The sequence below is a fragment of the Streptomyces sp. NBC_00078 genome (assembly GCF_026343335.1).
Lineage (GTDB): Bacteria > Actinomycetota > Actinomycetes > Streptomycetales > Streptomycetaceae > Streptomyces.
This window is the reverse complement of sequence record NZ_JAPELX010000001.1, coordinates 8,209,894-8,233,874: the sequence shown is the minus strand read 5'-3', so window position 1 is coordinate 8,233,874 and position 23,981 is coordinate 8,209,894. Positions and strand designations below refer to the sequence as shown.

Here is a 23,981-nt window from a genome sequence, read left to right as displayed (position 1 = left end):
ACACCGCGGCCGTCGCGGAGCGGGACGGCGAATCCGCCCGCTTTCTTCGATGAGTTGGCGCAGCGGGTCGACTGGCGGACGGTGGGCGGCGGTTCGATCTCCAAGGTCCGCAAGGCCCTCGCGGCGACCGGCCCCGACCTGCGGGTCTCCGCTCCGGCGGTCGCCCCACGGCAGGAGCCGGATCATGTCGCGGCGACCACCGCCTCCGGCACGGAGCGGTTCGACCACGCCGTGCTCGCCACGCACGCCGACGAGGCTCTCGCCCTGCTGCATAACTCACCTTCTGGCAGGTCAAGGCGGCCGACCTGCCCATCGACCGGTCGGACGCCCGGCGCCGGCTCGCCGAGCAGCAGACCACCGACGCCTGATCCCCTCACCGGCTCCCCAGGAGAGATCCCACCATGACCCTGTCCGAACAGAACCCGGCCGTCGCCGACCCGGTCGACACACCGGCGGCCCCTGCCGCCCGCCGTATCCCGCTCTGGCTGGCGATCGTGGCGGCGAGCGTGCCCATGTTCATGGTCGCGCTCGACAACCTCGTCGTATCGACCGCCCTGCACACCCTCGCCGTCGACCTCAAGGCGTCCACTCAGCAGTTGCAGTGGTTCGTCAACGCCTACGTCCTCAGCTTCGCCTGTCTGCTGATGACCGGCGCGGCCCTCGGTGACCGGTTCGGCCGCCGCCGCGTCTTCGTGCTCGGCATCGCCGTCTTCACGCTGGCCTCCATCGGCTGCGGCCTGGCCGACACCAGCACGCAGCTGATCACCTTCCGCACGATCCAGGGCTTCGGCGCGGCGGCCGTCATGCCGCTGTCCCTGACCCTGCTCTCCGATAGCCGTCCCGGTACAGGGCCTTCAGAAACGGGTGTGCGAGCACCTGCTGGTTGCTGACGGGCACGCCGGTCCCCCGCCTTCCTTGACGTCCGATGTGGCACCTTGATCATGCACCACGCCACTGACAACGCCCGCCCGGGAGCCTGACGCATGACCCCTGACACCCCGCCCTTCCAGCTCCTGCCCGGCGCCGCCCACTCCCCCGTGATCCTGCACGTGCCGCACTCGGCGCGGGAGATACCGGCCGAGGTACGGGCCGGCATCGTGCTCGACGAGGCGGCTCTGGAGCGGGAGTTGGACCACATCACCGACGCGCACACGGCCGAGCTGGCGGATGCCGCGGCGCAGCGGTGCGCCGTGACGCCGTGGCGGTTCGTGAACCGGCTCTCGCGGCTGGTCGTCGACCCGGAGCGCTTCCCTGACGAGCGGGAGGAGATGAGATCCGTCGGGATGGGCGCGGTCTACACCCGGACCACTCACCGGGGCGTACTGCGGCCCGCGGACGCCGACCCCGAGCCGCTGATCGAACGCTACTTCCGGCCGTACGCGCGGGCCATGACCGAGGCAGTGGCCGACCGGCTGGCCGCCACGGGCCGCGCTGTGATCATCGACGTCCACTCCTACCCGAGCGTCCCGCTGCCCTACGAGCTGCACGGCGCGGGCCCCCGGCCGCCGGTCTGCCTCGGCACGGACTCCTTCCACACACCGTCCGAGCTGTCGGCAGCGGCGCGCGAGGCGTTCGCGGTGTGCGGGGAGACGGGGCTCGACAGTCCGTTCAGCGGAACGTACGTGCCTTTGGATTTCCACGGCAAGGAGCCGCGCGTCGGCGCGCTGATGGTGGAGATCCGCCGGGACACGTACATGAACGAGCCGGGCGGGCGGGCCGGCCCCGGAGTGACCCGGCTGGCCTCGGCGCTCGCCGCGCTCGTCGACGCCGTGACGGACTGACCTCCGCCTGGCGCACTCCCGCGCGACGGCCGCACGGCCGGGGCCGGGGTGGAGGGCATGACCGAGGAGACCACCACGCTGACCGAGCAGACCCCGCCCCCGGTACGGGACTGGCCCGCGCTCGACCTGACCGGGACGGAGTTCGACCCGGTGCTCGCGGAGTTCATGCGAGAGAGCCCGCTGATCCGCATCCGGCTGCCGCACGGCGAGGGCTGGACGTGGCCGGCGACCCGCTGCCCGTCACCTGGTGACGGCGGAAGCCGCGGTCAGGCCGTCAGCCAGTCCGTGACGAGTACTCCCTCGCCGGTCCGCAGCCGCAGGGCGAAGGGTCCGGCGGGGGGCTGGTCGTAGGTGAAGCGCCCCATGGTGTCGGTCTCCAGCGGCGAACCGGCCTGCGGGCCGCTGAGCACCTCGATGGCCGCGGTCTGCGGCGGCAGCACCTGCCCCATCAGCCCCTGCGCGGTCAGTTCGACGTCGACGGTCACCCCGCCCGCGTGGAACGTCAGCATCCGCGGCACATCCGTCGCGCCGCGCACGGGGATGGCGTCGACCACCGAGTCGAAGGTCAGATCGGCGATGCGGCTGTCGAGGTCGTGCAGCGCGAAGGCCTCGACGGCGAGGCGGCGCAGTTGTGGCGGCACCGGGTCCAGGATGGCCGCGGCCCGACGGAGTTCCTCCTCCAGCAGGTCGAAGCCCAGGTCCTCGCCGTCGAAGGCGTCTTCGCCGCTCATGTCACTCAGGTCGTCGTCCATGTCCCTCACACCGCCCCCCGTGCTTCCATTCGTGCCCGCAGGCGCCGCAGACAGCGCTGGCGGAGCGGCCCGATGCTGCCCACGGCGATGCCCAGCGCCGAGGACACCTCCTGGTAGCGGGGCGGCGGCGAGGCCATCAGGACCCGCAGCAACTGCCTGCAACGATCGCCGAGTTCCTCGAACTCCTGCCACAGGTGCCGGATCCGCTCGGTCTCTGCCGCCGCGTCCTCCAGGTCGAGGAAGGACTGCTCGGGCGTACGGTCCTCACTGACCCGGTCGAGCAGCTGCGGATCGTCGGTCGGGGTCAGCCGCCTTAAGCTCTTGAGCACCTTCAGGCATTCGTGGCGTGCGGTACTCGCCAGCCACGCCCCCGCCTTCTCCGGTTCGCGGATCCGCCCCAGGTGCTGGGCGAAGCGGAACCACACCGTCTGGTACACCTCGTGCGCGTCGGCGTCGGAGAGCCGGTGCGAGCGCACCACCGACCACACCAGTGGGCTCAGCCCTTCCACGAGCGCCTTCCAGGCCGCCGCGTCACCGTCGACGGCGGTCTGGACCAACGCGCCGACATCTGCTCGGTCCACGGCCCCACCCCTCGTGTACGGCAAGTCATCGTACGCCGTGGAGGGGGCCGTTCCGGACCTCATGCTCCGGGGGAGAGCTGTACGACCGGACCCGGGCGCCAGCCGGCCGGGCGGAGCGCCGGTACATGCGCCCCGCGCACTTCCGCGAACCCGGCGTTCGCCGCGAGCAGTTGCGCTCGGGCGGCGCGGGCGTCGGTCATCTTGTTGGCGGTCATGTAGGCGGCGACCATGCCTGCGGCCACCGGAGCGGAGAACGAGGTGCCGCTCCAGTGCGCGTAGCCCTCGAACATCACCTGGTCCGCCTTGGCGGACGAAGGGGTGCCCACCTCGCTCAACGCGCCGGTGTGGCGCGGGTACTGGCAGGTGCACGCGTAGGTGAAGCCGAACCGGCAGGCTTCGTACGTGGAGTGCTGGTAGAGGTACGGCACGGGCGCGTCGAAGCCGGTCAGCGCGCTGGTGAGGCGCTCGCCCGGGGCGTACGCGTTCACCCAGGAGCCGTGGTTGCTGAAGCAGGCACCGTACTCGCCGTCGCCGCGCAGCGCGCCAACCGACAGCACGACGTCGGCGTAGTCGGGAAGAGAGGCGTAGGCGGCTGGCCAGAACGGGGTGGCGCTCGCGTTGTTGCCGGCCGCCGCGACCAGCAGGGTGCGCTGCCCGCGGAGTGCCTGCATGAAGCTCTCCACGCCGAGCAGTCCGTCGGTACGGCCGTTGGAGGTGCCGGCGGACAGGCTGATGATGTCCGGCCAGCCGTGCTGGTCGACCGCGTCGAAGAGTCGCTGACCGAAGTCGGACTCCAGGATGGCGCCGGCGTCGTTGAGAGTGTTGCGCACGGTGACGTTCGTGTTGGGTGCGACGGCCGCGAGCAGGCCGGCGATGAACGTGCCGTGGCCGACGTACTGCAGCAGGTGGCCCTGGTCGTCGGTCTCGACACCGTGCAGGTCGCCCTGGACGTGGGCGAGCAGCGGGACCATCCCGTAGTCGTGGGTGAGGCCGTTGTCGATGACCAGGACGCCGACGGCGGTGTCCGCGTCATGGCCGGCCTCGGCCGCGACCGGGTTGGTGCCCTGGGTGAGCGGGGCCGGCACGGGCTCGTCGCCCGGACAGGAGTTGACCGCGATCGACACCACGTGGTTGCGGCTGACCAGCCGGCGCTCGGCGCGCCCCTCCTGCGCGCGCAGGGCCCGCAGGGCGTGCGCGACGGCCCGGTCACCGCGCCGGTCGCCATGGCCCGGGTCGCCGACCTGGATACGGGTGATGCCCGAGCGGTTGGTCTCCGGGCTCACCCTCTGCACACGGTCTGCGGTCAGTCCGGTCGCTTCGGTGAAGTGCGTGCGCACGGTGTCCTCGACGAGGCGCGCCTCCTCACCGTCACGGGCGAGCACCACGCCCTTCTCGTAGATGAACTCCGCCGCGTCGTCGGGCCCCATGGCCAGGGAGACGTCGGGCATCGAACGCTGGATCTGGTCGAACTGCTCGTGGAATCGCTGAGGTGCCAAGGCGTGTCCTCCCGTTGAGGCGACAGTCGTCAATCAGAGTCTCGGGGCAGTCGATTGATACAGCACCAAACCGTGTGGGGCGCAACCAGGACCACTACCATCCGTGGAGTGACAGCGGGAAGCGACTCGGTTCTCGAACTGCTGCCGATGGTGTTCGCCGACCCGGGCGAGGCTGTGGCGCGGGCGCGTGGCGTGCTCGACGCCGATCCGTCACCGTGGCGCGCCTCCGTCGCCCACCAGGTGATCGGTATCTGGCAACGGGACTGGGGCGACATGAAGGTCGCGCTGCACCATCTGCGCCGGGCCCGTGACCTGGCCGCGCGGGCGCAGTCGCCTGACCGGGAGGCGGACGTCCTGGCCGCCCTCGGCGTGGCACTCGTGCACGCGGGCCGCACGCGGCAGGGCCTGCAGGCGCTGGAGCGGGGTGTCGCGGTGAGCAGCGGCCACACCCGCGCGCGTGTCCTGTTCCGGCGTGCCTACGCGTCCTGGGTGCTGGGCCGTCACCGCGAGGCACTGGAGGACGTGCGCCGGGCGATTCCGGTGCTGCGGCAGGCGGACGACGTCATCTGGACGGCTCGGGCTCTGACCCTGCGGGCCACCGTGCATCTGGCGCTCGGCGCGGTGGACCGGGCGGAGGCCGACTTCACGGCCGCCCACGCGCAGTGGGACACCACCGGCCAGGAGCACGACAAGGCGGACGTGGTGGAGAGCCGGGGCCTTGCCGCCTTCCGGTCGGGTGACATTCCCCTCGCGCTACGGCTGCTCGACGAGGCCGAGGAGCGGTACGCCAAGCTCGGCACGCCGTCCTTCATGCTCTACATCCGGCGCTGCGAGGTCTTGATGGCCGCCGGGCTCGCCCCGGAGGCCCTCGCCGAGGCGGACACCGCCATCGGGGCGCTCGACGAGATCGGCGGCCAGTCCACGCGTAAGGCCGAGCTGCTGCTGGTGGCGGCGCGCGCGGCCCGTCTCGCGGGCGACGCGCACACGGCGATCGCGCGAGCGGCGCTGGCGGTGCGGCTGTTCGCCGGGCAACGGCGCACATGGTGGGAGACGCACGCCCGACTGGTGCTGATCGAGGCGCAGGTGGCCGCCGGGCGCGGTTCGGGACGCCTGGTCGCGGACGCGGCGGCGGTCGCCGAACTGCTCGCCTCGTTCGGCGCGCCGGCCGCCCCGGAGGCTTCGCTGCTGGCGGGCCGGATCGCACTGGGTCTGGGCTGGACGGCGGACGCGGAACGGCATCTGGCCGTGGCCGCACGCAGCCGGCACAGCGGGCCGCCGCTGGCGCGTATGACGGGCTGGGCCGCGCAGGCGTTGCGGGCCCGGGCGTCGGGCTCCGGGCGGGGCGTGCTGGAGGCGTGCCGGCGCGGGCTTGACGTGCTCGACGACCACCGGATGACGCTGGGCGCCTCCGAGCTTCGGGCCCGGGCCACCGAGCAGGGCGCGGAGCTGGCCGCGCTGGCCCAGCAGGCCAGTCTCGACACGGGCAGCCCGCGCCGGCTGCTGACCTGGAGCGAACGCTGGCGGGCCACCGTGCTGTCCGCACCGCCCACCCGGCCGCCCGCCGACCCGGCCCTGCTCGCCACACTGACCGCCTTCCGGGAGATCGCCGCCCGCGCGGAGGAGGCCCGCTGGGACGGCCGGTCGATCCCCGCCCTGGAGCGTGAACAACGCCGGCTGGAGCGGGAGATCCGCTCCCGGACCCTGCACATGCGCGGCGACGCACCCGGCGCCGAGCGCCGCTTCGACCCCGCCCGACTCCTCGAACGGCTGGGCGAGACGCGGCTGGTGGAACTCGCCGTGCTCGACGGGCGGGTCCAGGTGCTGCTGTGCGGGCAGGGGCGGGTACGGCGGTTCGAGACGGGGCTGCTCGCCGACGCCGAGACCGAGGCCGAACATGTACAGGCCGGGCTGCGACGGCTGGCCCACCCGGGGGCCGAGGGCCGCCTTGCGGTGGTCGAGGCGATGGGCCGCCGCCTGGAGGAGCTGCTGCTCGGCCCGGCCGCCGCGCACCTGGGCTCCGGCCCGGTCGTGGTCGTACCGCCGAGCCGGCTGCACCGCGTGCCGTGGGCGCTGCTGCCGTCCCTGCGGGAGCGGGTGCTCAGCGTGTCGCCATCGGCGAGCAGCTGGCTGCGCGCCCACGAGACCGAGCCCCCGCCCGGTGGCCGGCACGTCCTGGTCCGCGGGCCGGGACTGGCCACCGGCGGCGCGGAGGTGCCCGAACTCGCCGACCGCTACGGCAGGCCGGCCCTCCTGGAACACGACGACGCGCGCGTGCCGCGCGTTCTGCACGAACTCGACGGTGCCGCGCTCGCCCATATCGCCGCGCACGGTACCTTCCGCGCCGACAGTCCCCTGTTCTCCTCGCTGCGGATGGCCGACGGACCGCTCATCGTCCACGACTTCGAACGCCTGGACCGCAGCCCGTACCGGATCATCCTCTCCAGCTGCGACACCGCCCGCCTCGCCTCGGTAGGCGCGGACGAACTCCTCGGCCTGGTCACCGCGTTGCTGCCGCTCGGCACGGCAGGAGTGGTGGCAAGCAGCGCACCCGTCAACGATGCCGCTGTGGTGCCCCTGATGCTCGCCCTGCACAAGGGCCTGAGTTCGGGGCTGTCGCTGGCGGAGTCCCTGCGCGACGCACGAGCCGCGATGCCGGGGGATGCGCTGCATCAGGCGACCGGGTGGGCGTTCACCGCGTTCGGAGCAGCCTGAAGTGGCAGGCGTCGCAAGGGCGTTGCGGGCATGAGGGGGCGGCCTGACCCCTCCCCCGAATACTGGGGGTCAGACCGCCGGTTCATGGGCGCGGCTCAGGCCGGCTGCGCGTCCGGAAGCTCCACGAGCCACGGCAGCGCACTCCGGTCGCTCGCGCCGAGCCTGGCGTAGGCGCTGTAGAGGTGGTTGCCCACGGTGCGGATGGACAGCGTGAGCTTCTCCGCGATCTGCCGGTTGCTCAGGCCCGCGGCCGCGAGCGTGACGATCTGCCGCTGACGGGCGGTCAGTTCACCCAGGACCAGGCCGGACAGGGCCGGGGTGCGGGCGCCCTGACAGCGGCGGGCGAGGGCCACCGCACGTGTGCGTGAGGTGCGTGCGGCGCTCGGGTCGCGGTGGGCGTGTACGGCCTGCGCGTGCGCCTCGGCGGCGAACAGCAGGAACCCGCGCCCCTCCAGTTCCTCGGCCGCCCGGTCCAGCGCCGGCCCGTCCCCACGGGCCAGCGCGTCGGCATGCCTGGCGAACACGCCGTCGGCCGGAAGACGCTCGACGGCCTTCTCCGGGGCCCCGAGCCGTACGAGGTCGTAGAGTGCGAACGCGGCCTCGGCACAGGCGAGTTCGGCCGCACCGGCAGCATCTGATCGCACCCGCCCGGCCCAACGGCCACCATCCACCCTCGTGTCGGCGGCTCCACCACCGCAGGCGGCTGTCCCCGCCCCTGCCGCACCGCGCCCCCGCGCACGCCCCGTCGCGCCTCCACGGTCACCGCCGGTGGCACCGGTCCCCGCCGTACGGTCGCCGCCGCTGACGGCGATCCCCGCCGCAGGGCCGACTGTGACGCCGTACCCTGCCGTACCGCCGCCAACGGCGTCACCGATCTCCACGCCGCGGTCGCCATCGATGGCGCCGATCCCCGCCATACGGTCGCCGCCCCCGCCGTACCTCTGCTCCATGCCGTCCGTCGCCTCGCCGATCGCCGCCAGGGCTCCGTCGACGTCTCCACGGGACGCGACCAGCCATGCGGACGGCTCGTCGAGGCCGGGGCAGTCCCCCACAGCCTCCTGTGCCGTCGTCGGATCACCCGACTGTGCGGCGGCCAGGGCGAGTTCGGCGCGGCAGGACGCGTTGCCCGGAGCGTCCCGCAGTCCCTCCCTCGCCCAGGCCACCGCCTCCCGCAGCTCCCCCCGAAGCCGCGCGAACCGGGCGCGCACGGACGCGTACCGGACCGGCACCGGTGCGCCCTCCTGCGCGAGCCACTCCCCCACGGGCGTCGGCAGCGCCCGTACGTCCGCCTGCTCGATCCGTCCGGTCAGCGCCGCCGACTCGGCGGCGAGGGCCGCGGCGCACTGGTCCGGGGTGCGGGCCAGCCGACTCGCCCGCAGCCGGCCTGCCGCGGCGCGCAGCACCGGGCCGTGCAGGGGGTGGCGGAGGCGGATCATGCCGGAGTCGTCGATGTGGATCAGGCCGCCGGCCTCAAGGTTTTCGAGGTGGTCGAGGTCTCGCGGTTCGAAGTCGTCCAGGTGCAGGGGCAGGGGCTCTCCGAAGGCGAGACGTTCGAGGGTCCTGCGCTCCTCGGGGCCGGGGCCTTCGAGGACCTGGACGGTGCGTTCGCGGACGGTCGCGGTGACCGGCACGGGGCCCCGCCACGCCCACGCGTCCGTCTCGGGCAGGCGTGTGAGCAGGCCGTGTTCGCGCACCGCGTCCACCAGGTCGTGCAGGAGCCGCAGATCGCCCTGGCACAGCTGGTGGAGGCGGTTGAGTGTGAGCGGCTCCAGGCTGCCGCCGACGCCGGCCGCGAGCAGCTGCTCCATGTCCTCACGGGGCAGCGGCTCCAGGGCCAGGCGCGGGAGCAGTTCCCCGGTCCACAGGCGGGAGATCGCGCCGGGATGCGGGCCGCCGTCCGCGGCTACGACGACCAGCCGGGTGCGGCCGTGCACGGCCAGCTGGTGCACGAGGGCGGCCGAGGCGTCGTCCAGCAGGTGCGCGTCGTCGACCACCAGCAGTCGTACCCCGGACAGGAGCTGGACCGCCCGGTGCAGGGAGACGGCCTCGGGCAGCAGGTGGGCGAACGCGGCGAAGGGGATGTGCCGGGTCTCGGGCGTCCCGGCCGCCCGGGCGCGGTCGCTGCCCCGCACGGCCTCGGCGACCAGCCGGGTCTTGCCGCAGCCGACCGGGCCGGTCACCACGATGCCGTGGTGGCCCGCGGTCAGGGACCGGCGGATCAGCTCCAGCTCGTCCTCACGTCCGGTGAACCGCCAGGGCAGTTCAAGGGTCTTCGCTTCGCGTTCGAAGGTCGTCACGGGAGTATGAGTGCGAGTACTCATTCCTGATACAGGGGGACTTGAGTAGACCCCGACTCAGGCGCCCGTGGCCCTGCACGCGGCAGTCTGTGCGCATGACCGGACGCCATGGCTCCTTCGCGCAGCAGTCGCCGCCACGTCGTCCGAGTACGTCTGTACTCCGCGTGGGTCGGGGGGAGACAGCGGTCATGTGCTGGTGACAGCACGGATCCACCACGCGGTCGGCTGGACCACAGTCCGGCACCGGGGGAGCGGTCGGGGACGGTCACCTTCGGGGGAGGGAGACCGCCCCCGGCCCTTGCCGGGGGCCGGCGCGAGTGATCCCGCACGCGGCGTCGGCTCGGATCGGCTCTGGAGTGCGCTACACTTGATCTTGAGCCGGTCACCACAACTCCTGGTCGCCGCTCATGCGTTGGTGGTCCAAGGAAAGACGCCCCGCTTCCTGCGGGGAGATGCAGGTGCAAGGCCTGCCCAGCGCTCGCATGGAAGCCTCGTCCCGAGTTGCGCGGGACGGGGCTTCTGGCGTTGTGCGCCGACTCGCACGGAAGTCGATGAATCCGGGCGCCTCTCCCCCGCACCGGCAGCATGACCTCGCCCGGTGCGGGGCACAGTCGCTGTTCACGCGGAGCAGGTCGACGGCGTGGTCGGCGACGAGCGGGTTCGCGTACGGCCGTACGCAGCCCGGGAGGCGGCTCGCGGCCGTCCCGGGAGCTGCGCACATCACGTCACCGTCGCCGTTTTGGCCCTGTGGGCCTGGGGCCTGCTGAAACGGGGACCGTCAGTCAGGACATCGCCCGAAGGAACGTCGAAGCCGGTCCGCCGAATGGAACGCCTAATGGGCGGCGTGGGCCGCCCAGTCCAGGATCTGGACGGCCGCTCCGGCGGCCTCCAGGCCCTGGCAGCGGGCGTGGTGGCGGCGCTCGATGCCGTCCAGGTCGAGGTGGGCGCCGAAGGCCGGGTGGGCGGTGAGACGGCGGGCGTAGGCCCACAGCACCGGGTGATCGGCTATGCGCTGCACGGCGGAGGCGTCGAGGTGGTTGCGGTGCACGGTGTCGAGCTGGACCAGCGCGACCCACAACTCGACGTCCGCGGCGGTGATGTCGTCACGGATCATGTACGTACGCCCGACGAGCCACCGCTCCAGCGCACCGAGCGCCTCCAGCAGCTCCTCAAGCGCCGTTTGGCGCTCCGCCCGCCCGCCGCCTGCCGATCCGGCGCGCTGCGCGGCGCTCTCGATGCCCTGTCGGCACATGCGCTCGACGGCCTCGATCTCGGACTCCGCGCCGGACGGGTAGGGCGAGGGTTGGTCGCCGCCGAAGCGGCGGGCGAGGTCGCGCATGATGTCCGGGGCGTGGGTGCTGACGATCCGTCCGGACCAGCCGTCGCTGAGTACCGGCGCGACGGCCGGACCGGTGTAGCGGTGGGCGCTCGCCTCGTACAGCGGACGCAGGGCCCGGTGGCTGCCCTCGGGAGTGTCGGGGACGGCGGCCAGGAAGGTCGCCGGGCAGACGGTGTCCAGGCCCAGCAGGCTGTGGGTGACGGCGATACGCAGGCCGTCGGGACATGCGGTCGACAGATGGAGGCGGTAGCGACCGGGTACGGCGTAGTGACCGCTGCGGGCGTCGCTGCCGATCCGGCCGCGGAAGGCGGGCGTGGGCCGGTCGGACGAGTGGGTGGCCAGAGGCGTGACGGACATGGTTCTCCCCGGGTGAGGGCGCGGACGTACGCGCGGCGGAAGCGACGTCGGGCAACTCAGCCCTGGGGGCTGATCGCACTGCAGACTCGCTGCAGATCGATGTGACGGCGGGAGGTCAGAAGAGGCGTACGGCTCACCGGGACGATGACCCACTCCAGGCGCCTCATATTTCCCTACCTGTTCACTAGGATTCCCTACGTGAGTGTCGGTCCGGCCCCGGACGACGTCAAGAGGGCCGTCCCGCATCGCGGACACCTTGGTGGACAGGCGGTGGACATGGGCGCCAGGCACGGGCGCCGGATACGGGCGCGCACACAGGCCTCGCGTGACGCCGTCGCATCTGTGTTCCCAGTGCAACCATCCGGTGCTCGGACATGTCTCCTGTAGTGGAACTCGCGTTCCCACACAGTTCGTTCATCCGTCATCGATGCTTCACCAGAGGACCCCCCACATGCTCCTGAGCTCTCCCGGCCTTCGTCCGCTCCGACAGACCGCCGGCGCGCTCGGCGCAGTCGCCCTGATCGCGCTGGGCGCCGTGCCGGCCGTCGCGGACGACGGTTCCTCGGCCGCCGTGACCCTCGGCGAGATCGCGCCCATCGACGGCGTGAAGCCGGGCAGCACCTTCGAACCCTCGGTCGCCTTCACGAACACGGGCACCGCTGCGGCCGACAAGGTCTGGCTCTCGTACACCGTCACCCGCGGCCTGAGCCACACCGAGCTGCCCTCCAACTGCCTTCGCTACGAAATACCTTCCTACGACGAGGCACCCAGCAAGTCCGAGGCGGTCTGCGAGTTCGACCAGACCGTCAAGCCCGGCGCGGTCTACGCCCCCGAGAAGGCGCTGACGCTGAAGGCCCTCGACCGTGCGCTCTACGACCGGCTGCGCGTGGTGGTGGGGACGACCGAGCCGGGCCTCGACGAGAACGCGAGCGAGCCCGTGCGTGGAACGGGCCCGGCGGTCAAGCTCGCCGAGCAGCCCGACGCCACCCCCGCCGCACCCGGCGACGGCTCTCACCCCGACTGGGACGACGCCGATGTGAAGGTCACCGCGGACAACACGGCCGACTTCAAGGTGGCGGGCGCCCAGCTGAAGGGTGCCGTCGGGGACACGGTCGACCTCTCGGTGAAGTTCACCAACGCGGGGCCGGCCTGGGTCCTGCGGGACAGCGGCGTCTCGGCGACCAAGGTCAGGATCAAGATGCCGGCCGGTACGACGGTGACCAGGGGCCACGGCTTCTGCGAAAAGGTGGCCACCGGCACCTACGAGTGCGGCACCAGCGAGTCCTGGGAGAACGAGGGCGAAGGCGAGACGTACACCTTCAAGCTGAAGATCGCCAAGGCCGTGCCGGGCGCCAAGGGCTCGGTGACGCTCGCCGGGGAGTCCCGGCCGTTCGACAGGAACAAGGCCGACGACACGGCCGACATCACGCTCGCCGCCTCCGGCAGCGGCGGTACGACCGGCGGTACGACCGGCGGTACAGGCTCGACGGGCGGCGACGGCGGCGGCTCCACGACGTCCACCGGAGGCACCGGCACCTCCACCCAAGGCTCCACGGGCGGCAGCACGTCCACCGGGGGCGGTTCCGCCACGGGCACCTCGGGCTCCACCACGGTCGACGGCAACCTGGCGAGCACCGGGTCCGGGGCGACCCTGCCCATCGCGGGCGCCGCGGCCGCGGCTGTCGTCGTCGGGACGGGCGCCATCCTGGTGGTACGCCGCCGCCGTACCGACCGACCGTAGAAGCCGGCTGCAGAAGCCGTCAGTAGATACACCGCCACCATCGCACCGCACAGGCCGGCCGGGGCATCGAGTCCCCGGCCGGCCTTCCGGACGGTTTCTTGAACAGCGGGAGCGGAAACGTGCGTCAGCTCCCGCTCCCGCACACGTCACCGTCGCCGACGCCGAGGTGGTGACCCGGATGGCCGTCGGCGGCCGCCGCCCTCTGCTCCCTCGTGGGGAGGGGGGAGCGCCCCCGGTGACTCGGTCAGACGTTGCGGCGGTACTGGCCACCGACCTCGAAGAAGGCGTCGGTGACCTGCTGCAGCGAGCAGACGCGGGCGGCGTCCATGAGGACGGCGAAGACGTTCTCCCCGCTGACCGCCGCGTCCTTGAGGGCGGCCAGCGCGGCGTGGGCCGGCTCCTGGTGGCGGCCCTGGAAGTCCTGGACGCGCTTCAGTTGGGAGTGCTTCTCCTCCTCGGTGGCGCGGGCCAGTTCGATGACGCCCGGCTCGGCGGTGTCGGCGTGGGGTTTGCGGAAGGTGTTGACGCCGATGAGGGGCAGGGTGCCGTCGTGCTTGCGCTGTTCGTAGAGCATCGACTCGTCCTGGATACGGCCGCGCTGGTAGCCCGTCTCCATCGCGCCGAGCACGCCGCCGCGCTCGCTGATCCGCTCGAACTCCTGCAGCACCGCCTCCTCGACCAGGTCGGTGAGCTCGTCGATGACGAACGACCCCTGCAGCGGGTTCTCGTTCATCGCCAGGCCCCACTCCCGGTTGATGATCAGTTGGATGGCCAGGGCCCGGCGGACGGAATCCTCGGTGGGGGTGGTGACGGCCTCGTCGTAGGCATTGGTGTGCAGGCTGTTGCAGTTGTCGTAGATCGCGATGAGTGCCTGCAGGGTGGTGCGGATGTCGTTGAAGTCCATCTCCTGGGCGTGCAGGGAGCGGCCGGAGGTCTGGACGTGGTACTTCAGCTTCTGGCTTCGGTCGCCCGCGCCGTACTTCTCCTTCATCGCGACGGCCCAGATGCGGCGGGCGACGCGGCCCAGCACCGAGTACTCGGGGTCCATGCCGTTGGAGAAGAAGAACGACAGGTTCGGGGCGAAGTCGTCGATGCGCATGCCCCTCGCGAGGTAGGCCTCGACATAGGTGAAGCCGTTGGCCAGGGTGAAGGCGAGCTGGCTGATGGGGTTCGCACCGGCTTCGGCGATGTGGTAGCCGGAGATGGACACCGAGTAGAAGTTGCGGACCTTGTGCGCGATGAACCACTCCTGGATGTCGGCCATCATCCGCAGGGAGAACTCGGTGGAGAACAGGCAGGTGTTCTGGCCCTGGTCTTCCTTGAGGATGTCTGCCTGCACCGTGCCGCGCACGTTCGCCAGCGCGTGGGCGCGCAGTGCGTCCGTCTCCTCGGGTGAGGGGTCACGGCCCTCGGTGGCCCGGAACCGCTCGATCTGCTGGTCGATCACGGTGTTGAGGAAGAACGCCAGGATGGTCGGCGCGGGCCCGTTGATCGTCATCGACACCGAGGTCGTCGGCGCGACCAGGTCGAAGCCGCCGTAGAGCGTCTTCATGTCATCCAGTGTGGCCACCGAGACGCCCGAGGTGCCGACCTTGCCGTAGATGTCGGGGCGTTCGTCGGGGTCGCGGCCGTAGAGGGTGACGGAGTCGAAGGCCGTGGACAGGCGGGTGGCCGGCTGGCCCTCGGAGAGCAGCTTGAAGCGCCTGTTGGTGCGGAACGGGTCGCCCTCGCCGGCGAACATACGGGCCGGGTCCTCGCCGTCACGCTTGAACGGGAACACCCCGGCGGTGAAGGGGAAGTGACCGGGCAGGTTCTCCCCGCGCCAGAACCGCACCAGCTCTCCGTGATCGGTGAAACGGGGCAGGGCCACGCGGGGGATCCTGTTGCCGGACAGGGACTCGCGGGTGAGCTTGGTGCGGATCTCCTTGTCCCGCACCTTCACCACCTGTTCGTCACCGGAGTACGAGGCGATGACGGCGGGCCAGTTCTCGATCTGCTGCGTGATCTCGTACGGGAGGTGCCTGCGGGCGTTCTCCAGCAGTGCGCGCACGTTCTCGGTGTCGAAGCCGGCGTCGACGAACTCCCCCTCGACCGTCTCCAGACGCTGCACCCGCCGTGCCGCTTCGGCCAGTTGGCCGGTCTCGGTGTGATAGGCGCGGACCGTGTCGGTGATCTCGGCGAGGTAGCGGACCCGGTCCGCGGGGACCACCTGCCGGATTCCGGAGGAGTGCCGTACGTCGACCGGCGCCAGCGCGCCCTCGGACAGCACCAGCCCCTTCTCGGCCAGGACGGTCTTCAGGTGCTGGTGAAGCGCGGTGACACCGTCGTCGTTGAAGGTGGCCGCCGAGGTGCCGTAGACCGGCATGTCCTCGGGCCGCATGCCGAACGCCTCGCGGTTGCGCACCAGTTGGCGGCCGACGTCGCGCAGCGCGTCCTTCGCGCCGCGCCGCTCGAACTTGTTGATCGCGACGACGTCCGCGAAGTCGAGCATGTCTATCTTCTCCAGCTGCGAGGCGGCGCCGAACTCCGGCGTCATCACATACAGCGAGGTGTCGACGAACGGCACGATCGCCGCGTCGCCCTGGCCGATACCCGGCGTCTCCACGACCACCAGGTCGAAGCCGGCGGCCTTCACGACGTCGATCACGTCGGTCAGGTGCTCGGGCAGCTCGCGGCTGCCGCGGGTGGCGAGGCTCCGGAAGAACACCCGGTTGCCGTCGAGGGAGTTCATCCGGATCCGGTCGCCGAGCAGCGCACCGCCGCCGCGGCGACGGGTCGGGTCGACCGCGATCACCGCGATCCGCAGCTTGTCCTGCTGGTCGACGCGGAACCGGCGCACCAGCTCGTCGGTCAGTGACGACTTCCCCGAACCGCCGGTGCCGGTGATACCCAGCACCGGCACCACCCGCGCCCCGGCCGCGGCACGCAGCTGCGCAAGGAACTCGGCGGGCAGCTTGCCCAGTTCGGCGCCGGTGATGGCTCGGGCGACCGCGAACCGATCGCCCGCCACCACGGCCGCGGCCTCGGCCGGCTTGCCGTCCCAAAGGTCGAAGTCGCAGTCCCGCACCACCGAGTTGACCATCCCGGCCAGACCCATGCGCTGCCCGTCCTCCGGGGAGAAGATCGTCACCCCGCTGTTGCGGAGCCGGGTGATCTCCTCGGGGACGATGACGCCGCCTCCCCCGCCGACCACATGGACGTGCTCCGCTCCCCGCGCACGCAGCGACTCGACCAGGTATTCGAAGTACTCGACGTGTCCGCCCTGATAGGACGAGACCGCGACCCCGTGCGCGTCCTCCTCCAGCGCCGCGTCCACGACCTCCTGCACCGAGCGGTTGTGACCGAGGTGGATCACCTCGGCGCCCTGGGACTGGAAGATCCGCCGCATGATGTTGATCGACGCGTCGTGGCCGTCGAACAGGGCCGAAGCGGTGACCAGGCGGACAGGATGCACGGGACGGTGCAGATCGCTCACGGCGGGGCCTTCCCAGGTACAGATCGGAGTGCACTCTTGGAAAAATAGTAGGACGTCCAAGTATTTTTGGCAGTGTGAGGAGGAGCACAGATACTAGGACGCCCTACTATCTCGTGGCCGGCGCGAGACCGGAGCCGATGCGGTGTGACCGCCCCAGGAGACGGGTTGTTGCCGAAGGGTCTGCGTCAGGACGAGACCGAGGCCGTCGGCCGGCAAGGCGAGGGCGGAGTGCAGGCGCGCACCAACGCCACCTGACGTGCAGCTTTCATGACGTACGGGTCTCCGTGGGCCTGGCTCACGCGAGGCCCCACGGCGGGATCAGACGAAGATCAGACGGTGAGGACGAGCTTGCCCCGGAGGTGACCGTCGTCGAGCAGCCGGTGCGCGTCGACGACGCGCTCGAACGGGAACGACTCCTGCACGTGGACCCGGAGCCTGCCTTGTTCGACGAGTTCGACCAGAGCTCGCAGGGCGACCGGGTCGGGGTCGACTGCGATGCCGCTGAAGCGCATGCCGGCCGCCTCGAACCTGGCAACGAGCTCCGAATCCTCCTCGGCGACCGCCGTCACCAGGCGCCCGCCCGGGCGGAGCACTTCGAGCGACCGCCCGGCGGTGTCGCCGCCGATCGTGTCGAGCGTTGAGTGAGGGGCCGGATCGGCCACATGCGTGGGAGCAACTGAACACCGTGCTCAACCGAGAGGGTTTCGAAGCCCTCTACGGCGACGACCGCCATTGCTAGGTGCGGCACGTGGGGACGAACACTGTCACCGTGTTGCAGGCAAACCCTCATCGGCCGCTGACGGCCGCAGAAGTCAAGCGGCGCAACGACCTCGCGGCATACCTTGACCGCGCCTACGGGTGCGTGTCCGTGATCGCGATGACCTCGTCGAGGCGGTCCAAGGCGGCCTGCAGGTCGTCGACCTTGGCCTGGATGCGGTCGCGTTCGGTGCGCAGCATGGCTCGTTGCTCGGCGTCGGTGTGCCCGGAGTCCCAGCACGGAAGGAGTTCAGTGATCCTTCGGCTGGTCAGGCCGGCGGCGAACATCTGCTGGAAAAAGCGCACCAGAGTGACGGCGTCCTGCCGGTAGAGGCGCTGGCCGGACGGGCCCGACTGCCACTGACGCCGGAAGAGTTCAACGCCGCGATGGACCGAGCCCTGGCGGCGCTAACCTCGATCGTTCATGAGTCCATGTCCGTTCGCTGACGGGGGCTCTGTGCTTGCGGGGTGGGGAATTTCGTCGGCTGGGGGCATCCCGTGGCACGCGATCGAGTCCTTTGCGCTGGCTCTCCCGGCGGTCGCGGAAGTAGTCCGGCGTGCCGTTCCTCGCCTGTCCGAGAATTCGGTGGCGATGAGGTGGGCCAGACCGAAGGCGATGTGGTTACGGAGGAAGGTGCCGGCCGTATGGGAGACAGATGCGGGTATTCCGGCTTTCAGCAGGGCTTCGGTACAAGCCTTGACCGGTATCGAGGAGAAGTATGCTGCGGGCCCGTCGGCGACGATGGGTTCGTCGATGGGTTGATTGCCATTGTTGTCCGCACCCTCGGCATCGTTGAGGTTGATCGCGACGCGCTCGATGGTGACGTCGGGGCGGCTGCCACCCTGGCCCGTGGAAATGACCAACTCCGGCTCTACGCGGAGGATTTTCTTCCGGAGTTCGGCTATGGAATCTCCGAATGCACAAGGCAGCAGGACCACCTCCAACTGCATGTCCTCCGGCGGAGATTCGGCCACGAGCCGACATGCCCCCCAAGCGGAATTCATGTAGTTTCGGCCGAAGGGTTCGACGCCAGTCAGCAGGACGCGTGAAACGGTAGCCTCCGAGGATGAGGACAGCGAATTCTTCACGCGCTGTCGGCCTGTTGAGGAGAACGGACAGGGGAGCGCTGCGGGAGCGACCGGCCGGAAAGAAACTTCGTCCGGATGTTTTCCTCAAGTCACGTGCCGCATGCCCCGTACGGAAGGAACGGCGAGCGGGCAGAGCGTGAGGGCGATCCAGAGGAATCCGCCGATGAGTGCGACACGGGACGCCCGAAGGCACTCGCCATGGGAGCGGCCGACAGCTGCCCCGCCGGAACGCCGAGGAAAGACCCGAGATTGTCGTACGACGAGATCCGGGAAAGCATGTTCCGGGGAATGTTCTCCTGAAGCGTGGTCTCCCAGGCGATGCTGTAAAGACCAAAACTCAGTCCGGCCAGGAACGCGGCGGCTGCCAACCAGTACGCGTTCGCGACAAGCCCCAGGGCGATCAGCGGAAGGCCTACCAGGCTCGCGCACACCTGCGCCACGGGCAGGAGCCGCCTAAGGGTGATGCGGTACATCACCACCGCAATGAGCAGGATGCCGACCGCTCTGACGCTGAGCACCAGGCCCCAGGAGGTCTCGCCGATCCGCTCCTTCGCGATCAGCGGTCCCAGGACCGTCCAGATGCCGACCTGAATGTAGTTGGCGACGCCGAACGAGGCGACGATCGTCCAGACCCAGGTCCGCGACCGGAATTCCGTCCAGCCTTCACGGAGGGCAACGAAGGCGCTGGCCTTCCGGGGCGGCGTCCGGCCGGTCATCTTGAGCCGGAACATGCAGACCGCGGCGACGAAGTAAGTGGCGGCGTCGACGGAGATGGCCCACCCGCCATTCGTGGTCGCCACAAGGGTGGCCGCAACGGTCGGGCCCAGTACCTTTGCCGCGTTCTTGGCCGATCCCAGCACTGAATTCGCGCGCTGAATCTGCGGCTTGGGCACAATGTCCGGGACGATGCCACGCAGCGCCGGATTCGTGAAAGCCGCCATTGTTCCGTTAAGGGCTTCCAGTAGAATCAATGAACCGAGATGATAGTTCCCGGAGATCAAGAGGAAAGCAACAACAGCCTGCGTCAGCCCGGCACCTAGATTCGACAGCAGAAGTACGAGTCGGCGCGAGAACCGGTCCCCTATCACTCCGCCTGCCAGCGTTAAGACGATGAGGGGAATAGTATTTGCGGTGAGCACCGCACCCATGTCGCCTGCACTGTTCGACGCATTTAGTACCGCGAGGGACAGCGCCACCGGGGTCATCGAGCTGCCGAGCAGCGAGACAAGCCGTCCCGTGAAGAACCATCGGAATGCCGGCAGATTGAAGGGGCTGGTGACATCCACCCCCTGGTCTGGATCGTCTGCTGTGGCTTCGGTTTTCAGACTCATTCCCACACCCTGCTTTGACACGTATGTAGCCCGGCGAAGAGACATCCTAGGCTACAACATCAATGTCCACTTTTTTCACTGCAGTTGATAGTCCCGGCCACTCATGAACAGAGGTTGCTTGTCTTCCTGGCTTCCTGGAATTCGCCCCGCAGAGACTGCACGTACGAAGAGTGTTCGAGTTACCGCCCTTGATTCCCCGGCGTGGATGGACCCGGCCGCTGCCGGGCCCATCCACCGGCTCATTCTCAGTGGTCGTAGCTCATGAGGCACCTCCGTAAGTTGTTAGCCTCGATCGTTCATGAGTCCTTGTCCGTTCGCTGACGGGGGCTCTGTGCTTGCGGGGTGGGGAATTTTGTGGGCTGGGGCAGGTCGGTAGCCCGGCTGTCGCGTCGGGTGGGCGCCGGGTTCCACGGCTCCGGGATGTTGCTGTGGTTCGTCGGGATTGTGAAGTCGCTGGTCAGCCGGGGTTGGGGAGGGCTGCGAGTCGCTGGATCGCGCGGGTGATCACATCCGTCCAAGGCCATCGGGCGGTGAATCGGAGCTGGCGGCGGTGGCCGGTGGTGGTGACCAGCTGGGCGGCGGCGGAGAACAGCCGCAGGCGAAGCCGTTTGGGTTCCCAGCGGCGGGTTTCTGCAATCAGGGCGAGCATCGGCATCCAGGCGAGGAGGTCGAGTGCGATCTGGACGATCTCCAGCCAGATCCGGTTCTGGGCGGTGTCGTGCAGGGGCAAGTTGCGCAGTCCGGTGGCGCGGGCGTTTCGGATGCGGTCCTCGCAGCGGGCCCGCCGTCGGTGACGCAGCTCCAGGTCGGCGAGCTGGCCGCCTTTCGTATTGGTCGCGAAGCAGGTGAGCCGTAGTCCGTCGAGGTCGGTGAAGCGCAACTGGGCGCCGGGGTACGACCGTTCCTTGCGGATGACCAGCCGCATGCTCTTGGGCCACGTGCTCAGGTCGGGGATGTCGGTGATCTCTGCGACCCAGGCGCCGGGCCGCTCGGTGCCGTCGGCGTCGTAGGCCGGTGTCCACGCCTTCTTCGAGATCGGCCGAAACCCGGCACCCCAAGGTCAAGACCAAAGGCGATATGCTGCGCAGGAAACTCGCGAAGATCAGGTTCGACACCACGGCCGACCTCGATTACCTCAACGCTGCCGATCTGCGCGAACGAGCCGCGGGACCGAGACGTTCGCCGATTCGGCGATGTACGCGATCGTGACCGGCCGGGAGGGATCGCCGCCCGGGGGACTCCCGTCCGCCGGACCTTCCGCCGCGTGGTCAGCCACAGCCGCCTTCCCGAAGGCCGGCAGCGCGTCCTCGGCGTCACTCTCCCCGGGGCCCCGAGCGTTCGCCGCCGTTCCGGCGGCCGGCCGCCCGTATCAGCGGTCTTCGGCTCACCGCCACCATAGCCGTCCCCGCACGCGGCGGATCTCCCCCGCGCGGGCCGGGGGCCGTCATCCGGGCCGGAGCCGGGTGACGGACGAAGCAGTGGCGTCCCCTGTGTGCCCCCCTGGGATGTCCGCACGCCCCGGATGTGCCGCCACGGGGAGGTGGCGGCACATCCGACAGACGGGCCGCCGGCTCAGGCCGGTGTCAGCTGCCATTGCTGGTTGGCGCCGTTGTTGGCGGTCCACTGAACGATGGCGGCTCCGTCGTTCTTCGACTGGCCGTACACATCGGCGGCCAGGCTGCTGGCGCGGCTGACGATGGTGTAGTACCCGTCACCGGTGTGCCGGAGGTACCACTGCTGGTTCGTGCCGCCGTTGGCGGACCACTGCTGCAACTGCAGTCCGGCCGTGGTGGAGGAGCCGTTGACGTCGAGCATTTTGCCGCTCGCGGTGTAGCGCAGGGTGTAGGCGCCGTCCTGGGCGGAACTGAGGGTCCAGGTCGCGTTCCCGGTCTGCTGGACGGCCTTGGCGCCGTCGGCGGTGGAGTTGCCGGTGATGGCGAGCGGTTTGCCGCTGTTGCGGTTGACGATGCGGTAGGTGCCTGGTGCGGGACCGGTGCTCCCGCCGCCGCTCAACGTGAAGTACTCGACCGCGTCGCTGAACGTGGGCGTGCCGGACTTGCCGGTCGACAGGACGAGGTACACCCGCGAGCCGGAGGCCGGGGTGGTGAAGGACACCGGCTGGGTCACCCGCGAACCCAGCGGGACTGTGAGGGTCGTGCTGCCGGACCCGATCACCGTGCCGCCGGGGCTGTCGAGGTGGGCGCTCCAGGTGAAGTCCACGGCGGAATTGGCGAAGTCGTCGTTGAAGACGGTGATGGTGCGGTTCACCGTGGTGTTGGCGGAGTAGCCGGGCACGGCCTGCGGCAGGGGGAAGGCGCCGTTGGAGTCCGACACACCGGAGGCCGACCAGTAGGGCAGGTCGATCGCGGCGACCGGGTTGAACGCGGCCTGCACCCGCTGGATCTGCGGATTGCTCCACGGGTCGGAGAGGTTGTCGGCGCCGTAGACGGGATGGCCGCCCTCTTCGGGGGTGAAGTCGGTGGTGCGGACGCCGGGTATGACGCCCGCCCAGGCGGACAGCAGGGTGTAGGGGCGCAAGTCGCTGGCGTCCTTGCCGCGCTTGGCAACCATCGTGGTGGCGAACCACTCGAAGCCCTGCTTGGTGTTGCACTTCGGCCAGATGTACTCGCCCTCGCCGTCGGGCCGGCCGGGCACCGACACGACCTTCTCGCCGTAGGTGCCGAAGCCGTCCAAGTAGTGCCCGAAGACATCGAAGTTGGCGTATGTCATGGTGGGGTAGGGGTTGGCCGGGGCGCCGACCCACGCGTCGACGCTGACCGGCCGGGTGCCGTCGTTGCCGTTCATCGCCGCGTACAGGTCCTTCTCGAACTGCTCCGAGTCCATACCGCTGCTGCCGGGCTCGTTGCTCTGGCTCCAGCGGATGATCGCCGGGTGGTTGCGGTCACGCAGGGTCAGCGCGCGGGCGTGGTCGACCATGTTGTCGTGCCCGGCGACGAAGTCCTGAAGGCTGTTGGAGCCGCGGATGCCGGTCTCGTCGATGATCATCAGGCCCATCTCGTCGGCCACGTCGAGCATGTAGGGGCTGGCCGGCTCCTGATGAATGCGGACCACGTTGTAGTTCAGCCGCTGGTAGTTGTCGACCGCCTGCGGCCAGCCGCCGTTGCCCGAGGAGGGCGCGAGGAAGCCGGGCAGGGTGTCGTAGGCGTCGCCCTTGCCGCCGTTGTTGATGCGGTCGTAGTCCGCGCCCTGGAGGTTGTCGCCGCGGAAGTTCACGCGCACGCCGTTGAGGTGGTAGTACTCGCCGTTCTGGCTGCTCTCCCGGAATCCGAAGCGGTAGGTCGCGTCGCTGGTGCGGCCGTCGTCGGTCGCCGTGTGGACCGTCAGACGGTGCAGTTGGGCGCGATACCCCTGCCGGTAGGGGACGTTGGGCCACCAGTACGAGGAGGAGCCCAGGTTCCACGCCACCGGCCCGACCGTCACCTTGACGGTCGAGTGGGCGGCCACGGTCACCGTGCTGCTCGGCAGCGCCGGGTAGTTGAACGATGTGGCGTTGTCCGATGCGAGCGAACCGGTCAGCGTCACCGTCCGCGCGGCGCCGGAGGTGTTGGTCACCGACGCGTCGTAGGTGAGGGTCTGATTGGCCACCGACGTGCGGACGAACGTGTCGCTGACATACACCGCCGGATACACGCGCAGGAACGCCGAACGGAAGATCCCCTGCGGTACGGCCTCGGCCCAGTCGGCCGCGTCGGGAACCAAATACCTGCCGTTCGCGGGGTTCTTCAGGGCGCCCCTGCCCTTCACATCGACCGTGATGGTGTGCGTGGTACCCGGTGCCGCGTACGCGCTGATGTCGAAGTTCGACGGCGTGAAGGCGGTGGTCCTGGTCGCCACCGTCCGCCCGTCGACCGACAGGGTCGCCTGGTGGTTGACCGCGCCGAACTCGATCCACGTGGACTGCGGCTGCCCGGAGTCCGGCACGGTGATGGTGCGGGAGTACACCGCCTCGTTCACATCGGTGAAGCCCTGCTTGTACCAGCCGCCGCCCGGCACCGTGATCGACGTCGCCGACCGGCCCGCCGGGGTGAACCCCCACGTGCCGGCCAGGTCGGCCGAGGCGATCGCGGCGTTGCCAGCGGTGACGCCGTCGGTGCCGGAGGCCGGCGAGGTGGCAACGGCCGCCGCGGGTCGAGGGGCGGCCGCCGTGGCCGGCTGTGTTCCCACGGCGCCGGTCAGCAGCGCCACGGCGGCCACGCACCACAACGCCGGGTGTCGGCGGCGCTGCGGCGGATGGTGTTGTCGCATCACACATT

General features: G+C 70.3%; 15 protein-coding genes and 4 pseudogenes. 6 read left to right on the top strand and 13 right to left on the bottom strand.

All coding sequences use genetic code 11. The features are described 5' to 3' along the window. Positions 1-54 precede the first annotated feature (54 nt). From OOK07_RS38295 to OOK07_RS38280, 4 genes and pseudogenes are all read left to right on the top strand, one after another. The gene (locus tag OOK07_RS38295) at positions 55-405 is read left to right on the top strand and encodes a hypothetical protein (protein WP_266801104.1); all 351 of its coding nucleotides are present in this window, start codon (positions 55-57) and stop codon (positions 403-405) included. Continuing rightward, complete coding sequence (locus tag OOK07_RS38290; RefSeq protein ID WP_266801103.1) at positions 402-890, top strand: MFS transporter; 489 nt, start codon at positions 402-404, stop codon at positions 888-890. The genes OOK07_RS38295 and OOK07_RS38290 overlap by 4 nt, the downstream gene beginning before the upstream one ends. Before the next feature lie 93 nt (positions 891-983). Further along, positions 984-1,781, top strand: coding sequence for an N-formylglutamate amidohydrolase (locus OOK07_RS38285; protein ID WP_266801102.1), 798 nt, complete (start codon positions 984-986; stop codon positions 1,779-1,781). Between the two features lie 57 nt (positions 1,782-1,838). Continuing rightward, positions 1,839-2,015 (top strand): annotated as a pseudogene (locus OOK07_RS38280) (cytochrome P450); the annotation flags it as partial. 32 nt (positions 2,016-2,047) lie between these two features. Here OOK07_RS38280 and OOK07_RS38275 read toward each other — a convergent pair. The 3 genes from OOK07_RS38275 to OOK07_RS38265 are packed head-to-tail and all read right to left on the bottom strand — an operon-like array spanning position 2,048 to position 4,610. Next, positions 2,048-2,533: a hypothetical protein gene (locus OOK07_RS38275; RefSeq protein WP_266801100.1), complete on the bottom strand. Its 486-nt coding sequence runs from the start codon at positions 2,531-2,533 to the stop codon at positions 2,048-2,050. A 5-nt stretch (positions 2,534-2,538) separates the two neighbouring features. Continuing rightward, complete coding sequence (locus OOK07_RS38270) at positions 2,539-3,114, bottom strand: RNA polymerase sigma factor (protein ID WP_266801098.1); 576 nt, start codon at positions 3,112-3,114, stop codon at positions 2,539-2,541. A 59-nt stretch (positions 3,115-3,173) separates the two neighbouring features. After that, positions 3,174-4,610, bottom strand: a complete 1,437-nt coding sequence (locus OOK07_RS38265; protein WP_266801096.1) for a S8/S53 family peptidase — start codon at positions 4,608-4,610, stop codon at positions 3,174-3,176. Between the two features lie 147 nt (positions 4,611-4,757). Between OOK07_RS38265 and OOK07_RS38260 the strand changes: the two genes are divergently transcribed. Beyond that, the gene (locus OOK07_RS38260) at positions 4,758-7,322 is read left to right on the top strand and encodes a CHAT domain-containing protein (protein WP_266802220.1); all 2,565 of its coding nucleotides are present in this window, start codon (positions 4,758-4,760) and stop codon (positions 7,320-7,322) included. Between the two features lie 95 nt (positions 7,323-7,417). Here the strand turns inward: OOK07_RS38260 and OOK07_RS38255 are convergent, their stop codons facing one another. The 3 genes from OOK07_RS38255 to OOK07_RS43355 all read right to left on the bottom strand — a co-directional run bounded on the left by OOK07_RS38255 (position 7,418) and on the right by OOK07_RS43355 (position 11,482). Continuing rightward, positions 7,418-9,643: a LuxR C-terminal-related transcriptional regulator gene (locus OOK07_RS38255; protein WP_266801094.1), complete on the bottom strand. Its 2,226-nt coding sequence runs from the start codon at positions 9,641-9,643 to the stop codon at positions 7,418-7,420. Positions 9,644-10,451: 808 nt separating this feature from the next. Then, the gene (locus OOK07_RS38250; RefSeq protein ID WP_266801092.1) at positions 10,452-11,315 is read right to left on the bottom strand and encodes a glutathione S-transferase C-terminal domain-containing protein; all 864 of its coding nucleotides are present in this window, start codon (positions 11,313-11,315) and stop codon (positions 10,452-10,454) included. A gap of 56 nt (positions 11,316-11,371) precedes the next feature. Beyond that, positions 11,372-11,482 (bottom strand): putative leader peptide, encoded by a 111-nt coding sequence (locus tag OOK07_RS43355; RefSeq protein WP_323178157.1) that lies wholly within the window; start codon positions 11,480-11,482, stop codon positions 11,372-11,374. A gap of 284 nt (positions 11,483-11,766) precedes the next feature. On the opposite strand from OOK07_RS43355, the gene OOK07_RS38245 reads away from it, so the two are divergent. Then, positions 11,767-13,056 (top strand): hypothetical protein, encoded by a 1,290-nt coding sequence (locus OOK07_RS38245; protein ID WP_266801090.1) that lies wholly within the window; start codon positions 11,767-11,769, stop codon positions 13,054-13,056. A 244-nt stretch (positions 13,057-13,300) separates the two neighbouring features. Here OOK07_RS38245 and icmF read toward each other — a convergent pair whose 3' ends face one another. The 7 genes and pseudogenes from icmF to OOK07_RS38210 form a co-directional block, all read right to left on the bottom strand. After that, positions 13,301-16,531: a fused isobutyryl-CoA mutase/GTPase IcmF gene (gene icmF / locus OOK07_RS38240; protein ID WP_266801088.1), complete on the bottom strand. Its 3,231-nt coding sequence runs from the start codon at positions 16,529-16,531 to the stop codon at positions 13,301-13,303. A 329-nt stretch (positions 16,532-16,860) separates the two neighbouring features. Next, positions 16,861-17,166, bottom strand: a pseudogene (locus OOK07_RS38235) (zinc-binding dehydrogenase); the annotation flags it as partial. Positions 17,167-17,383: 217 nt separating this feature from the next. Then, a pseudogene (locus OOK07_RS38230) lies at positions 17,384-17,638 on the bottom strand (MerR family DNA-binding protein); the annotation flags it as partial. A gap of 57 nt (positions 17,639-17,695) precedes the next feature. Continuing rightward, positions 17,696-18,376, bottom strand: coding sequence for a pyroglutamyl-peptidase I (locus tag OOK07_RS38225; protein ID WP_266801084.1), 681 nt, complete (start codon positions 18,374-18,376; stop codon positions 17,696-17,698). Positions 18,377-18,465: 89 nt separating this feature from the next. Next, positions 18,466-19,707 carry an MFS transporter gene (locus tag OOK07_RS38220; RefSeq protein ID WP_266801082.1) on the bottom strand — a complete coding sequence of 414 codons (1,242 nt, stop codon included), beginning with the start codon at positions 19,705-19,707 and terminating at the stop codon, positions 18,466-18,468. Positions 19,708-20,164: 457 nt separating this feature from the next. Further along, positions 20,165-20,743, bottom strand: a pseudogene (locus tag OOK07_RS38215) (transposase); the annotation flags it as partial. A gap of 536 nt (positions 20,744-21,279) precedes the next feature. Further along, the gene (locus OOK07_RS38210; protein WP_266801080.1) at positions 21,280-23,973 is read right to left on the bottom strand and encodes an RICIN domain-containing protein; all 2,694 of its coding nucleotides are present in this window, start codon (positions 23,971-23,973) and stop codon (positions 21,280-21,282) included. Positions 23,974-23,981 lie beyond the last annotated feature (8 nt).

Bases quoted from the DNA above. Each gene is read 5' to 3' on its own strand.
- OOK07_RS38255 (WP_266801094.1), bottom strand. From the start codon at position 9,643: ATGAGTACTCGCACTCATACTCCCGTGACGACCTTCGAACGCGAAGCG.
- OOK07_RS38275 (WP_266801100.1), bottom strand. From the start codon at position 2,533: ATGGACGACGACCTGAGTGACATGAGCGGCGAAGACGCCTTCGACGGC.
- OOK07_RS38220 (WP_266801082.1), bottom strand. From the start codon at position 19,707: ATGAGTCTGAAAACCGAAGCCACAGCAGACGATCCAGACCAGGGGGTG.
- OOK07_RS38260 (WP_266802220.1), top strand. From the start codon at position 4,758: ATGGTGTTCGCCGACCCGGGCGAGGCTGTGGCGCGGGCGCGTGGCGTG.
- OOK07_RS38245 (WP_266801090.1), top strand. From the start codon at position 11,767: ATGCTCCTGAGCTCTCCCGGCCTTCGTCCGCTCCGACAGACCGCCGGC.
- OOK07_RS38250 (WP_266801092.1), bottom strand. From the start codon at position 11,315: ATGTCCGTCACGCCTCTGGCCACCCACTCGTCCGACCGGCCCACGCCC.
- OOK07_RS43355 (WP_323178157.1), bottom strand. From the start codon at position 11,482: ATGAGGCGCCTGGAGTGGGTCATCGTCCCGGTGAGCCGTACGCCTCTT.
- OOK07_RS38285 (WP_266801102.1), top strand. From the start codon at position 984: ATGACCCCTGACACCCCGCCCTTCCAGCTCCTGCCCGGCGCCGCCCAC.
- OOK07_RS38290 (WP_266801103.1), top strand. From the start codon at position 402: ATGACCCTGTCCGAACAGAACCCGGCCGTCGCCGACCCGGTCGACACA.
- OOK07_RS38210 (WP_266801080.1), bottom strand. From the start codon at position 23,973: ATGCGACAACACCATCCGCCGCAGCGCCGCCGACACCCGGCGTTGTGG.